The organism is Dinoroseobacter sp. S124A, assembly GCF_049801015.1.
Taxonomy (GTDB): Bacteria; Pseudomonadota; Alphaproteobacteria; order Rhodobacterales; family Rhodobacteraceae; genus Dinoroseobacter.
In genome coordinates this window covers 112948-125078 of the sequence record NZ_JBNAGD010000003.1, presented here as the reverse complement: position 1 = coordinate 125078, position 12131 = coordinate 112948, and the positions used below count along the sequence as shown (strand labels likewise).

At 62.1% G+C, this 12131-nt stretch carries 15 protein-coding genes; 8 read left to right on the top strand and 7 right to left on the bottom strand.

Annotation, left to right across the window (positions count from 1 at the left end; translation table 11 throughout):
• The first annotated feature begins 62 nt into the window (after positions 1-62).
• The 4 genes from trxA (at position 63) to ACP15I_RS08435 (ending at position 3751) form a co-directional block, all read left to right on the top strand.
• The gene (gene trxA / locus ACP15I_RS08450; RefSeq protein ID WP_424966155.1) at positions 63-383 is read left to right on the top strand and encodes a thioredoxin; all 321 of its coding nucleotides are present in this window, start codon (positions 63-65) and stop codon (positions 381-383) included.
• A gap of 151 nt (positions 384-534) precedes the next feature.
• On the top strand, positions 535-1092 hold the full coding sequence (hslV, locus tag ACP15I_RS08445) for an ATP-dependent protease subunit HslV (protein WP_424966154.1): 558 nt from the start codon (positions 535-537) through the stop codon (positions 1090-1092).
• Between the two features lie 78 nt (positions 1093-1170).
• Positions 1171-2484, top strand: a complete 1314-nt coding sequence (hslU, locus tag ACP15I_RS08440; protein WP_424974711.1) for an ATP-dependent protease ATPase subunit HslU — start codon at positions 1171-1173, stop codon at positions 2482-2484.
• A gap of 37 nt (positions 2485-2521) precedes the next feature.
• Positions 2522-3751: an MFS transporter gene (locus ACP15I_RS08435; RefSeq protein WP_424974710.1), complete on the top strand. Its 1230-nt coding sequence runs from the start codon at positions 2522-2524 to the stop codon at positions 3749-3751.
• On the opposite strand, the gene ACP15I_RS08430 is transcribed toward ACP15I_RS08435, so the two are convergent.
• From ACP15I_RS08430 to ACP15I_RS08420, 3 genes are read right to left on the bottom strand one after another with little or no spacing between them, the layout of a single operon-like run.
• Positions 3734-4327, bottom strand: a complete 594-nt coding sequence (locus ACP15I_RS08430; protein ID WP_424974709.1) for a Smr/MutS family protein — start codon at positions 4325-4327, stop codon at positions 3734-3736. The two genes, ACP15I_RS08435 and ACP15I_RS08430, sit on opposite strands and share 18 nt — an antisense overlap.
• Position 4328: 1 nt before the next feature.
• Entirely contained in the window at positions 4329-5357 is a 1029-nt protein-coding gene (locus ACP15I_RS08425) for a murein transglycosylase A (protein ID WP_424974708.1), read from the bottom strand.
• Positions 5354-6019, bottom strand: a complete 666-nt coding sequence (locus ACP15I_RS08420) for a Tim44/TimA family putative adaptor protein (RefSeq protein ID WP_424966149.1) — start codon at positions 6017-6019, stop codon at positions 5354-5356. The genes ACP15I_RS08425 and ACP15I_RS08420 overlap by 4 nt, the downstream gene beginning before the upstream one ends.
• Positions 6020-6125: 106 nt before the next feature.
• Between ACP15I_RS08420 and ACP15I_RS08415 the strand changes: the two genes are divergently transcribed.
• The gene (locus ACP15I_RS08415) at positions 6126-6617 is read left to right on the top strand and encodes an FxsA family protein (RefSeq protein ID WP_424974707.1); all 492 of its coding nucleotides are present in this window, start codon (positions 6126-6128) and stop codon (positions 6615-6617) included.
• Between the two features lie 57 nt (positions 6618-6674).
• Complete coding sequence (gene secB / locus ACP15I_RS08410) at positions 6675-7184, top strand: protein-export chaperone SecB (protein WP_424966146.1); 510 nt, start codon at positions 6675-6677, stop codon at positions 7182-7184.
• Positions 7185-7188: 4 nt separating this feature from the next.
• On the opposite strand, the gene dnaQ is transcribed toward secB, so the two are convergent.
• The 4 genes from dnaQ to ACP15I_RS08390 are packed head-to-tail and all read right to left on the bottom strand — an operon-like array spanning position 7189 to position 9899.
• Entirely contained in the window at positions 7189-7881 is a 693-nt protein-coding gene (dnaQ, locus tag ACP15I_RS08405; RefSeq protein ID WP_424974706.1) for a DNA polymerase III subunit epsilon, read from the bottom strand.
• A complete protein-coding gene (gene coaE / locus ACP15I_RS08400; RefSeq protein WP_424974705.1) occupies positions 7874-8470 on the bottom strand; it encodes a dephospho-CoA kinase in 597 nt (198 codons plus the stop codon). Before coaE ends, dnaQ begins: the two co-directional genes overlap by 8 nt.
• Positions 8467-9303: a shikimate dehydrogenase gene (locus tag ACP15I_RS08395; RefSeq protein WP_424974704.1), complete on the bottom strand. Its 837-nt coding sequence runs from the start codon at positions 9301-9303 to the stop codon at positions 8467-8469. The genes coaE and ACP15I_RS08395 overlap by 4 nt, the downstream gene beginning before the upstream one ends.
• Positions 9300-9899: a Maf family protein gene (locus ACP15I_RS08390; RefSeq protein WP_424974703.1), complete on the bottom strand. Its 600-nt coding sequence runs from the start codon at positions 9897-9899 to the stop codon at positions 9300-9302. Before ACP15I_RS08390 ends, ACP15I_RS08395 begins: the two co-directional genes overlap by 4 nt.
• A gap of 382 nt (positions 9900-10281) precedes the next feature.
• Here ACP15I_RS08390 and ACP15I_RS08385 point away from each other — a divergent pair, with 382 nt between their 5' ends.
• Both ACP15I_RS08385 and rho read left to right on the top strand, forming a co-directional pair.
• Positions 10282-10719 carry a CopD family protein gene (locus ACP15I_RS08385; protein WP_424974702.1) on the top strand — a complete coding sequence of 146 codons (438 nt, stop codon included), beginning with the start codon at positions 10282-10284 and terminating at the stop codon, positions 10717-10719.
• Positions 10720-10850: 131 nt separating this feature from the next.
• Positions 10851-12122, top strand: a complete 1272-nt coding sequence (gene rho, locus ACP15I_RS08380) for a transcription termination factor Rho (RefSeq protein WP_424966140.1) — start codon at positions 10851-10853, stop codon at positions 12120-12122.
• The last annotated feature ends 9 nt before the right edge of the window (positions 12123-12131 follow it).

The window sequence follows — 12131 nt, the reverse complement described above, 5'->3', positions numbered from 1 at the left end:
TTTCCCGAGCTGGTTCCTACGTTCCGTCCCCGAGATATGCATCCCCCAAGGAGGGCACCGACATGGCCACTGTTGCCGTTACCGACGATACGTTCGACGCCGAAGTCACGAAATCCGACATCCCCGTTGTGGTGGATTTCTGGGCGGAGTGGTGCGGCCCCTGCAAGCAGATCGGCCCCGCCCTCGAAGAGCTCAGCGAGCAGTTCGACGGTCAGGTGAAGATCGCCAAGATCAACGTGGATGAGAACCCGAACTCCCCGGCGCAGATGGGCGTCCGCGGGATCCCGGCCCTCTTCATGTTCAAGGATGGCCAGGTCATCTCGAACAAAGTCGGCGCGGCCCCCAAGGCGGCCCTGCAAAGCTGGATTCAGGAAGCGCTCTGAACGCGCGCAGCCTGAACATGACACGGGTGAGGGCGCTTCCGGGCGCCCTTTTTCGTGCCCGATCCGCCGCGCTCGGCCACGACCGGGGACCCGGGACATTGCGAAACCGGGTCCGCACCCGCATATAAGACCGGCAAGGACGGAGGCCCCCATGGCAGACACAGATTTCCCCGGCTGGCACGGGACCACAATCATCGGCGTGAAAAAGGACGGCAAGGTCGTCGTTGCCGGCGATGGACAGGTCAGCCTCGGACAGACCGTCATCAAGGGAACCGCGCGCAAGGTTCGACGGCTGAGCCCCGGGGGCCATGACGTGGTCGCGGGGTTCGCGGGCTCCACCGCCGATGCCTTCACCCTGCTCGAACGGCTCGAGGCCAAGCTCGAGGCAACACCGGGCCAGCTGCAGCGCGCAGCGGTCGAGCTTGCCAAGGACTGGCGCACGGACAAGTACCTGCAGAAGCTCGAAGCGATGCTGATCGTGACCGATGGCACGCATCTGCTGGTGATCACCGGCGCGGGGGATGTTCTGGAGCCTGAGCACGACATTGCAGCGATCGGATCGGGCGGAAACTTCGCCCTCGCCGCCGCGCGGGGGTTGATCGAGACGGATCATGACGCCGAGGCCGTGGCGCGCAAGGCCATGCAGATCGCAGCCGATATCTGTGTCTATACCAACGGAAACCTCACCGTTGAGACGATCGAGGCCTAGGCCCCACACCGCCCCTCGGCTTGCGTTTTCCGCGCACATCCTTACCTAGCGAGCAGACTTACCGCAGGAGACCGCCCCGTGACCGACCTGACCCCCCGCGAAATCGTATCCGAGCTGGATCGCTTCATCATCGGGCAGAAAGACGCCAAACGTGCGGTCGCCGTCGCCCTGCGCAACCGCTGGCGCCGCAAACAGCTCAGCGATGATCTGCGCGAAGAGGTCTATCCCAAGAATATCCTGATGATCGGACCGACCGGCGTTGGCAAGACCGAGATCAGTCGCCGTCTGGCCAAGCTCGCCCGGGCCCCCTTCATCAAGGTCGAAGCCACGAAGTTCACCGAGGTCGGCTATGTCGGCCGCGACGTGGAACAGATCATCCGCGATCTGGTCGAAAACGCGATCACCATGACCCGCGAGCATATGCGCGATGAGGTCAAGGCCAACGCCCATAGCGCCGCCGAGGAACGGGTGATCGAAGCCATCGCCGGGACCGATGCCCGCGAAGCAACCCGCGAGATGTTCCGCCGCAAGCTGAAGAGCGGGGAGCTGGACGATACGATCATCGAGCTCGAAGTGGCGGACACCTCGAACCCCATGGGGATGTTCGACATTCCCGGTCAGCCCGGGATGGGCCAGATGGGTGGCGGGATGAATCTGGGCGATATCTTCGGCAAGGCCTTTGGCGGGCGCACCGTGCGCAAGAAGATGACCGTGGCCCAAAGTTACGAAGTGTTGATCGGTGAAGAGGCCGACAAACTGCTCGACGACGAGACCGTCAACCGCACCGCCGTGAGCTCGGTGGAACAGAACGGCATCGTGTTCCTTGATGAGATCGACAAGGTTTGCGCCCGGTCCGACGCGCGCGGCGGCGATGTCAGCCGCGAGGGCGTGCAGCGCGACCTGCTGCCCCTGATCGAAGGCACCACAGTCAGCACGAAGTATGGCCCGGTGAAGACCGACCATGTCCTGTTTATCGCCTCCGGCGCGTTCCACATCGCCAAACCCTCGGACCTCTTGCCGGAATTGCAGGGGCGGTTGCCGATCCGGGTCGAGTTGCGCGCCCTGACCGAGGCGGATTTCGTCCGGATCCTGACCGAAACCGACAACGCCCTGACCCTGCAATACACCGCCCTGATGGGCACCGAAGAGGTCACCGTCTCGTTCACCGAGGACGGTATCGCCGCCTTGGCCCGGATCGCTGCCGAGGTGAACCAGTCGGTGGAAAACATCGGTGCGCGGCGGCTCTACACGGTGATGGAACGGGTTTTCGAAGAGCTCAGCTTCACCGCCCCGGACCGGTCCGGTGACGAGATCTCGGTCGATGCGGCCTTCGTCGAGGAAAACCTCGGCGCGCTGACCAAGGATACCGATCTCAGCCGCTACGTGCTCTGAGCTTTCCTTTGCCTGCGCCCGGCCCTAAGGCTGGGCCATGGCGCATTCCGGATTCCTTCGCAGCAATGCCCGCTGGCTTGGCGCTGGCGGGTTGCTCGCGTTTTCCAGCAGCTATGGCCAGACCTTCTTCATCTCGATCTTCGCGGGCGAGATCCAAGCCAGCTTTAGCCTGAGCCACGGCGCATGGGGGGCGATCTATGCCAGCGGCACCCTTGCCGCGGCGGCGGTGATGGTCTGGCTCGGCGCGCTCACCGATCAACACCGCGCCCGCAGTCTCGGCCCCTGGGCCATGGGCGGATTGGCCTGCGCCTGCCTCGCCATGGCACTGAACCCCTGGGTCTGGATGCTGCCGGTTTTTGTCTTTGCCCTCCGGCTCAGCGGTCAGGGCATGCTCAGCCACATCTCGCGCGTGGCCATCGCACGCTGGTTCACGGCCACCCGGGGCAAGGCGATTGCCGTCTCTTCGCTTGGGTTTTCCATCGGGGAGGCACTGCTGCCGCTGATCTTCGTCGCACTTCTGACCGTCGCACCATGGCGGGAGCTTTGGGTTCTGACGTCGGCTCTCGCCCTGCTGACGATCCCGCCTCTGCGACTTCTCTTGCAGACGGAACGCACGCCGCAAAGCTTCGCGGCAACCTATGAAGCCACCGGGTTGGGCAATCGCCATTGGTCCCGGACCGAGGTGCTGCGCTCGCCCCTCTTCTGGGGACTTGTGCCCGGGTTGATCGCGCCGCCTGCCCTGATCACGGCGTTCTTCTTTCAACAGGTCCATCTGGCCGAGGCCAAGGGCCTGCCGCATCTGGAGCTCGTGGCGCTCTTTCCGCTCTATTCCGCCTTGTCGGTGCTGGCGATGCTGAGTACGGGTGCATTGATCGACCGGGTGGGGAGCATGCGGTTGATGCCGCTCTACCTCCTGCCCCTCGCGCTCGGATTTCTGATCCTCGCCGGTGCCCAGTCCATCTGGACCCTGAGCCTCGGCATCGGGTTGATGGCGGTGACTGCCGGGGCAAACAACGCCCTGCCCGCCGCCTTCTGGGCTGACAGTTTCGGGACACGGCATCTGGGTGCGATCAAGGCGGTGGCGACGGCCCTGATGGTCGTCGGGTCGGCCATCGGGCCGCTTTTCACCGGGTTCGGGATCGATGCCGGGTTCGGTTTTCCAACGCAAATGCCTTGGATCAGCCTCTATATTCTCGCCTCAATCCTGCTGCTGACCCTGTCTCTGCGCCGGTTGCAGGCCACGGCCGGGCTAGCGCGACCGACGTAGATAGACGTAATAGGCCCCGCCCCCGCCATGGCGGATATGGGCCTGACTGACCTGCAACACGACCGCGTTCAGCGGCGGGATCTGCAACCAGTGGGGCACCTGATGGCGCAACACCCCGAGACGTTCGGGAATGGGCCCGCCCGCATCGCGATCCTTGCCCTTGCCCGTGATCACCAGCACCAGCCGCTTGCCCTGCGCATGCGCCCCGAGAATGAAGCGGTTCAACGCCGGATGCGCCTGCGCGAGTCTCATCCCATGAAGATCGAGCCGCCCTTCGGGGCTGAGCTTGCCGCGCTTGAGCCGACCAAACGCCTTGCGATCCATCGCCACCGGCGCCGCGCGGATCTGATCGGCCATGCTGGGCGCGATATCATGGGTCATCCGGGTCTGAGCTTTTTCGCCAATCGAGAAGGGCGAAACAGGCTCTACAACAGGGGTTTTTGGGGTCCGCTTGGGCCGTTCGATATCGGTCGGTTTCGGCAGGGTCGTCCTGTGCAGCGGCGTTGCGGTCTCGGCCACGCGTTGCCACAGGGCCTCCTCGTCGGGGCGCAGTCGTCTGGGCGGGCGCTTGGACATCTCAATCCCCGCCTTCCACATAGGCCAGCGCCATTTCGATCGGCAGCAACACAACCATCCGGCCCGGATCACGGATGCGCCCGGCCTGCGCGCCCGCAGCCTCGCCGGTGCCGTAAAAAATATCGGCCCGCTGCGCGCCCTTGATCGCCGAACCGGTATCCTGCGCGACCATCAACTGATTGAGCGGCCGCGCTCCGCCCTTTTCAACCCAGACCGGCGCACCCAACGGCGTGAAGGCCGGGTCCACAGCGATAGAGCGCATCTCGGTGATCGAGCGGTTCATCGCGCCGAGCGGTCCGAGATAGGCCGGCACTTGCGAAACCTCGCGGAAGAACACGAAGGATTTGTTGTGGTGCAGAAGCCGCCGCCCATCCTCGCCATTGGCGCGAACCCAGTCCTTGATCCGGTCCGCCGAGACCTGATGTGGCTGGAACAGCCCACGGCGCACCAGCTCGCGCCCGACCGAGCTGTAATCATGGCCATTCTTGGCGGCAAACCCGACCCGCAGCACATTGCCATCGGGTAGGCGCAACCGGCCAGAGCCCTGAACCTGCAGGAAGAACACCTCTACCGGATCGCGCGCGTAAGCGATTTCGAGCCCGCGCCCATCGAGCAGACCACCCTCTTCAAGCTCCCCGCGCGTATGCCATGCCTGCCCGCGCGGCAGTTCGGGCGGTCGTCGGTAAAGCGGGTATTGGTACGGGCCTTCGCGCCGGAGCGATGCGCGCAATTCCGGTTCGTAGTAGCCGGTAAAAAGCGCCTCTTCCTCGCCGCCGATCAACACCGGCAAGAAGAGTGTCTCGAAGAACCCGCGTGCATCCTCGGTTTCGCGCGCAAGAGCGCAGATCGGGGCCCATTCCGGGTCCTTGAGGTCAACGCATGTCGTCCGAAACGCCTCGAGCGCGGCCATATGGCTGTCGACCGCCCAGCCGCTGAGGTCGTCAAACGACAGGAGTTTAACAGAAGCGCTCTGTGCCGCTGTGCCAATCATCAGAGACAGCCCGGCAAGCGCCGCGCCCAGTTGCCTCATTCCCCGGTCGCAACAAGCCGCCAGTTGGGATCGTCCGATCCCATGATCCGCGCAAAAGTCCAGGCGTCGCGCTGCCGCTTGATCTCGGTGCTGTCGCCCTCGACGATCTCACCGGCGGCATTGCGCACGGCAAAGACCAGCTCGGCCACATAGCGCACAGTGATCTCACCTTCAGAGGTGTCACGATCAAACGCCGCCTCCACAAGGCTGGTTTCGCGAACGCCGATAAACTCGGCCTCCACCGTCAGGCCCTGTTCGGCACGCTGGGAAATGACCTCGTCAAAGGCCTCGTAGAGTTCTTCGGACATGAAGTCCTGAACTTCGGAGATGTCCCCGTTCTCGAACGCCATGAGGATCCATTCATAGGCCCCCCGGGATCCGGCGAGGAACTCGCTCACGTTAAAGCCCGGCTCGGCCATCTTCATGGCCGCAAGCGCCTTGGCACTGTCGCTGCCATCGGGGACGTGGTCGGTGATGTCGCTGTCCGGTCCACCTTCGATCACCTCGAAATCGCGACGGGGTGAAACATCGCGCTCCGGCGCGTCCAGCGGCATCGGTTTCTTCTCAAACCCTTCGCGGGTGCCAAGAACGCTGCGCAGCCGGAGGATCAGGAAGACAGCGACTCCAATCAGTACCAGGATTTGGAGCATGTTTGAATTCATTGGATCCTCGCGCGGCGGTGTATCTATGGTATCTTGGGTCAGATTGCATATGTAAGGTCGAGCCGGTGGCAAGTCCACCTTCACCCCTGCCCCGGAGGAGCTTAAAATGTGGCTCTTTGTGCTCTTTGTGGCCGTGCCCTTGATCGAGATCGCCTTGTTCATTCAGGTCGGCGGGGCAATTGGCCTCTGGCCAACCCTCGCCGTGGTGGTGTTGACCGCGCTTCTGGGCACGACACTTGTCCGGTCCCAGGGGCTGCAGGCGATGAATGACCTGCGCGGATCCTTCTCGGAATTGCGCGATCCGTCCGAGGCGCTGGCCCATGGGGCGATGATCCTGTTCTCGGGCGCGCTTTTGCTGACGCCAGGGTTTTTTACCGACGCGGTTGGATTTGCCCTGCTGATCCCGCCCATACGGTTGGCGATCATGCGCTATGCGAAATCCCGCATCAATGTGCAGAAATTCGAGATGGGCGCGGGTCCGCAGCGACGGCAACCGGCCTCGGATCAGACCATCGATACGGAGTACACGGATCTTGACGTCGCCGAGCCCGGGCCGAGCGGCCCGTCGGGATGGACGAAAGACCCGAGCCGGGATTGAGGGGCCGCGCGCATCCTGATAGGAGCGGCTCCAATCAGATAACCCGACGAGGATTCCATGGCTGACGAAACCACGAACGGCGCCGCCGCTCCGCAAGAACAGCAGGCGATGCCGCAACTCAAGATCCTGGCGCAATTCATCCGCGATCTGTCCTTCGAGAATATCGCCGCGCAAAAGGGTCTGCAGGGCGATGCCCAGCCCGACATTCAGGTGCAGGTCAATCTCGACGCCAAAAAGCGTCCGGCGGACAACCAATACGAAGTCGCGATGAAGCTGAACATCACCGCCAAGACGAAAGACAGCGGTGACATGATTTTCGGGCTGGAGCTCGAATATGCAGGCGTGTTCCACATCGAGAACGTGCCGGATGAGCAGATGCATCCGTTCCTGTTGATCGAATGCCCGCGGATGATCTTCCCCTTCGTGCGCCGCATCGTGTCCGATGTGACCCGCGACGGTGGCTTCCCGCCGCTGAATCTCGACCTGATCGATTTCGTGGCGCTCTACCGTCAGGAACTCGCCCGTCGCGCCGCCGCCCAGCAGGCCGCGCCGACCGCGCAAGCCTAAGAGATCAGCGCGCTTTCATCCAAAGCGCGCCATTCCCAAGCTTCTCGACAAAGGCGGCGTGAGCCGCCTTTTCCGTGTCCGTAATCCGGGGCGGCAGCGGGTTTGGCCGCGCTGCGACCCTCTGGGACTGGGCATTGGCCCCTGCCCCACCGCTGGACGCGCGCGCGCCAAGCTCCAGGCCTGGCTGCTGACCCCCGATGAGCTCGAGGTACACTTCGGCCAGAATCTCGGAATCGAGCAAAGCGCCGTGTTTTTCCCGCGCCGAGTTGTCGACCCCAAACCGACGACACAGGGCGTCGAGCGAGGCCGGCGAGCCGGGAAACTTCTTGCGCGCGATCGCCAGAGTATCGAGGGCCTGATCCATCGGCAGGAGCGGGCGGTTAACCCAACCCAACTCTGCGTTGAGGAATTTCATATCGAAGGCCGCATTGTGGATAACCAGCTTGGCATCCCCGACAAATTCGACAAACTCATCGACAATCGCGGCAAAGACCGGCTTGTCGGCGAGGAACTCATCGCCCAGTCCGTGCACCTCGAACGCCGATTGCGGCATGCTGCGCTGCGGGTTGATATACTGGTGATACACCTTGCCCGTGGGCATGTGGTTAAAAAGCTCGACCGCGCCAATCTCGACGATGCGATCCCCTTCCGATGGCTCGAACCCGGTGGTTTCCGTATCCAGAACGATCTCACGCATCTTGGTTCTCCGACAGGTGTTGCATGACAGTGTCCACCCCCGCCTCGGCACTGTCCAGAGTCTCGGACGAAATCACGATATCCGCCCGGGCGCGTTTCTCGGCATCGGGGGTCTGTTTGGCGAGGATCGTGTCGAACTGCGCCTCGGTCATACCCGGGCGCGCGAGCACTCGCGCGCGTTGCGCTTCGGGCGAAGCCGAGACAACGACCACCAGATCCATCTGATCTGCGGATCCGGTTTCAAAGAGAAGCGGGATATCCAGCAGCACCGCTTTGGCGCCGGAGGCCTCGGCCTCTGCCACGAACGCCGCGCGATCCGCGGCGACGAGCGGATGGATGACGGCCTCGATGGACTTGAGGGCGCTCGGATCCCGGGCAATCTCGGTCTTGAGGATGCTACGATCCACGCCTTCGGCGGTGACTGCGCTGGGAAATAGGCGGCTAATCGCCTCCGCCCCGGCACCATCCGGACTGTAGAGACGGTGAACCGCCGCGTCCGCGTCCCAGACCGGAACGCCCCGCGCCGCGAACATGGCGGCGGTGGTGCTTTTGCCCATCCCGATGGAGCCGGTCAGCCCGATCTTGATCATTCGGCAAGAGCCGCTGCGCGGAGCTCTGGCGTGATTTCGGGGCGCAATCCGAACCACCGTTCGAACCCGGGCGCGGCTTGGTGCAGGAGCATGCCCAACCCATCCACGATCGGATTGCCACGGGACATGGCCGTGCCGAGAAGTTTGGTGATCAGCGGGCGATAGACGATGTCCGTGACAACCGCATCCCTCGGCAGCGCGTCGATGGAGATCGATAGCTCCGCCTGGCCCTCCATCCCGAGGGAAGTCGTGTTCACCAACGTCGTCGCGTCTTCGAGAACGTCCGAGACCCGATGCCAGTCGACAACCGTGACCCGGGGCCCGAAATCATGGCGCAGGCTTTCAGCCTTCACGCGGGTGCGGTTTGCCAGACGGATCTCGGGCGCTCCGGCCTCGAGCAGCGCCGAGAGGACACCGCGCGCGGCACCGCCCGCGCCCAGTACGACGATGGGACCCGTGCGGGGCGACCAGCCCGGGGCCCCGGCACGCAGGTTCTCGATGAAGCCATAGCCATCGGTATTATCCGCGTGAATCGTGCCATCCGGTTGGAATGTAATGGTATTAGCCGCGCCGATCAGCGCCGCTCGGTCCGAGACCCGATCCGCAAGTTCCAGCGCGCGCTCTTTGTGGGGCAGGGTGACATTCACCCCCTTGAACCCCAACTTCGGCAGGGCGCGAAACACCTCGGCCAGATCCTGACCCTGGACATGCAGCGGCACGTAATACCCATCGATCCCATAGGTCCGAAGCCAGTGGCCGTGCAGATGCGGCGACCGGGAATGCGCGATCGGGTTTCCGATCACGCCAGCTATGGGCACCTTGTGGTCTGTCATCCGTCGATCTCTCCCCTCAGGGTGAGATAGCTCAACAATTCCAACAAGGGGAGGCCCAAAACCGTGAAATAATCGCCATCGACCCGCGCAAAGAGCCGCGCGCCCTCTTCCTCGAGCTTATAGGCGCCGACCGCGTGCCGGATGCTGTCCCAGTTCCGGGCCACATAGGTCTTGATATAGTCAGCTCCGACCGGGCGCATGGTCAGGCGTACCTGCCCCACATGGCGCCAGACGGGCTTGCCCTCATGATAGATCACCGCGGCCGAATGCAGCCGATGAGTCTTGCCCGACAACATGGTGATCTGGGCCTCGGCCTCTTCCGGTGTCTCAGGTTTCGACAGAAGTGTCCCACCGATATCGAGCACCTGATCAGAGCCAATGACCAAGGCGTCAGGCGCGCGCCTCGCAACCTTCTCAGCCTTGAATTCCGCGAGGGCGTCGGCCACATCTCTGGGGGAGGCGCCTTCGGATTGCAGAGATTGCGTGATCATCTCTTCATCGATCCGGGCCGGATCCACACGCACGGGAACCCCGGCATTCTCCAGCAGCGTCCGCCGGATCTCGGATCCGGAGGCAAGCACGATGTTGACAGCCATGAGGATACCCCTGTGGATAGATTGGTCGCAGAATGTCCATGGTTTCTGCCCGTCAGAAGGTGTTCACGATCTGGTCCAAACACAAGTCGAATAACCACCGAGTCGTGCAATTTCCATCCCATGTGGGCGAGACACCACCGTGCGGGATCAAAACAGGTCTACTCCAGAATGATCCACAGATTTAGAGGAATTCCAGAGACGCCAAGCACTTGTTTTATCTGAATCAATTGGTTTCATCCACAGAACCGGGAAAACTCATCCCCAAGTGAACAACCCTGTGCATAATCAAAGAATTCGACTTATCCCCAGTACCTACATCATCATCATCTTTTCTTTTCTTTATATTTTATGAATAGAAGATCAGACCAATGAAGGAAGTCAGATGGACCTTTATCTCTGGATCAAGTCGCTTCACGTGATCTCTGTGATCGCCTGGATGGCAGGTCTGTTTTACCTTCCCCGGCTCTTTGTCTATCACGTGGAATCCGACGCGGTCACTGGTCAGACCAAGGAGCTGTTTCAGACGATGGAGCGCCGGCTGCTGCGGGCGATCATGAACCCGGCAATGATCTCGAGCTGGGTTTTTGGGCTCTGGCTGGTGATGACACCCGGTGTGGTGGATTGGGGGGCGATCTGGCCCTATACGAAGTTCGCGGCGATCCTTGGCATGACGTGGTTTCACATGTGGTGTGCCGGTCAACGCAAGCAGCTTCTGGCCGGTACTGCGACTGTGACGGGAACTGGTTACCGAAAGATGAATGAGGTGCCGACAGTGCTGATGCTGGTCATTGTGTTCTCGGTAATTGCCCGTCCATTCTGAACGCAGTGTCCAGAATGATTGACTCAGACCGCGCGCCGGTCTAGGACAGCCGCCAACCCTCCGTCCGGAGGCGTTCTCTCACTGAATACATATGATCTGCGCCCCATGTGGCGCCAGTATGGGATATCCCTATGACTCAAGAGCGTCTTGCCCTCGCTGACCTCAAAGCCATGAGCCCGGCTGACCTTCTCCCTCTGGCTGAAGAGCTGGAGGTCGAGAACGCGTCGACCATGCGCAAGGGCGACATGATGTTCGCCATCCTCAAGGAACGGGCCGAAGACGGCTGGGAGATTTCCGGCGATGGCGTGCTCGAAGTGATGCAGGACGGCTTCGGCTTCCTGCGCTCGCCTGAGGCAAACTATCTGCCGGGACCGGATGACATCTATGTCTCGCCCGAGAAGATCCGCCAGCACTCCCTGCGCACCGGTGACACCGTTGAAGGTGTCATTCAGGCTCCGCGTGAGAATGAGCGTTATTTCGCGATCACCTCGGTCAGCCAGGTCAATTTCCAGGACCCGGAAATGGCACGCCACAAGGTGAGCTTCGACAACCTGACGCCGCTCTATCCGGATGAGCGCCTGAAGATGGAGATCGAGGATCCGACGATCCGCGACCGTTCCGCCCGGATCATCGATCTGGTGGCACCGATCGGGAAGGGGCAGCGGTCGCTCATCGTGGCGCCGCCGCGGACCGGTAAGACGGTGCTGCTGCAGAACATCGCCAAGAGCATCGCCGCGAACCACCCGGAATGCTACCTTATGGTTCTGCTGATCGATGAACGGCCTGAGGAAGTCACGGATATGCAGCGGTCTGTGAAGGGGGAGGTTATCTCCTCGACCTTCGACGAGCCGGCCTCACGTCACGTGGCGGTCTCGGAGATGGTGATCGAGAAGGCGAAGCGGCTTGTCGAGCACAAGCGCGACGTCGTGATCCTGCTGGACTCGATCACCCGTCTTGGCCGGGCCTTCAACACTGTGGTGCCGTCCTCGGGCAAGGTGCTGACCGGTGGTGTGGATGCGAACGCCTTGCAGCGCCCCAAGCGCTTCTTCGGTGCTGCACGGAACATCGAAGAGGGCGGATCGCTGACGATCATCGCGACGGCTCTGATCGATACGGGCTCGCGGATGGACGAAGTGATCTTCGAAGAGTTCAAAGGCACGGGTAACTCCGAGATCGTCTTGGATCGCAAGGTTGCTGACAAACGTGTCTTCCCTGCGATGGATATCCTCAAATCCGGGACACGGAAGGAAGACCTGCTGGTCGATTCCAAGGATCTGCAGAAGACCTTCGTATTGCGCCGCATCCTGAACCCGATGGGCACCACGGATGCGATCGAGTTCCTGATTTCGAAGTTGAAGCAGACGAAGACAAACTCCGAATTCTTCGACTCGATGAACACCTAAATCGTACCG

What these genes read in the sequence shown, in the direction of transcription:
- trxA (WP_424966155.1), top strand. Translation starts at nt 63, where the DNA reads ATGGCCACTGTTGCCGTTACCGACGATACGTTCGACGCCGAAGTCACG.
- hslV (WP_424966154.1), top strand. Translation starts at nt 535, where the DNA reads ATGGCAGACACAGATTTCCCCGGCTGGCACGGGACCACAATCATCGGC.
- ACP15I_RS08435 (WP_424974710.1), top strand. Translation starts at nt 2,522, where the DNA reads ATGGCGCATTCCGGATTCCTTCGCAGCAATGCCCGCTGGCTTGGCGCT.
- ACP15I_RS08430 (WP_424974709.1), bottom strand. Translation starts at nt 4,327, where the DNA reads ATGTCCAAGCGCCCGCCCAGACGACTGCGCCCCGACGAGGAGGCCCTG.
- ACP15I_RS08425 (WP_424974708.1), bottom strand. Translation starts at nt 5,357, where the DNA reads ATGAGGCAACTGGGCGCGGCGCTTGCCGGGCTGTCTCTGATGATTGGC.
- ACP15I_RS08420 (WP_424966149.1), bottom strand. Translation starts at nt 6,019, where the DNA reads ATGAATTCAAACATGCTCCAAATCCTGGTACTGATTGGAGTCGCTGTC.
- ACP15I_RS08415 (WP_424974707.1), top strand. Translation starts at nt 6,126, where the DNA reads ATGTGGCTCTTTGTGCTCTTTGTGGCCGTGCCCTTGATCGAGATCGCC.
- secB (WP_424966146.1), top strand. Translation starts at nt 6,675, where the DNA reads ATGGCTGACGAAACCACGAACGGCGCCGCCGCTCCGCAAGAACAGCAG.
- dnaQ (WP_424974706.1), bottom strand. Translation starts at nt 7,881, where the DNA reads ATGCGTGAGATCGTTCTGGATACGGAAACCACCGGGTTCGAGCCATCG.
- coaE (WP_424974705.1), bottom strand. Translation starts at nt 8,470, where the DNA reads ATGATCAAGATCGGGCTGACCGGCTCCATCGGGATGGGCAAAAGCACC.
- ACP15I_RS08395 (WP_424974704.1), bottom strand. Translation starts at nt 9,303, where the DNA reads ATGACAGACCACAAGGTGCCCATAGCTGGCGTGATCGGAAACCCGATC.
- ACP15I_RS08390 (WP_424974703.1), bottom strand. Translation starts at nt 9,899, where the DNA reads ATGGCTGTCAACATCGTGCTTGCCTCCGGATCCGAGATCCGGCGGACG.
- ACP15I_RS08385 (WP_424974702.1), top strand. Translation starts at nt 10,282, where the DNA reads ATGGACCTTTATCTCTGGATCAAGTCGCTTCACGTGATCTCTGTGATC.
- rho (WP_424966140.1), top strand. Translation starts at nt 10,851, where the DNA reads ATGACTCAAGAGCGTCTTGCCCTCGCTGACCTCAAAGCCATGAGCCCG.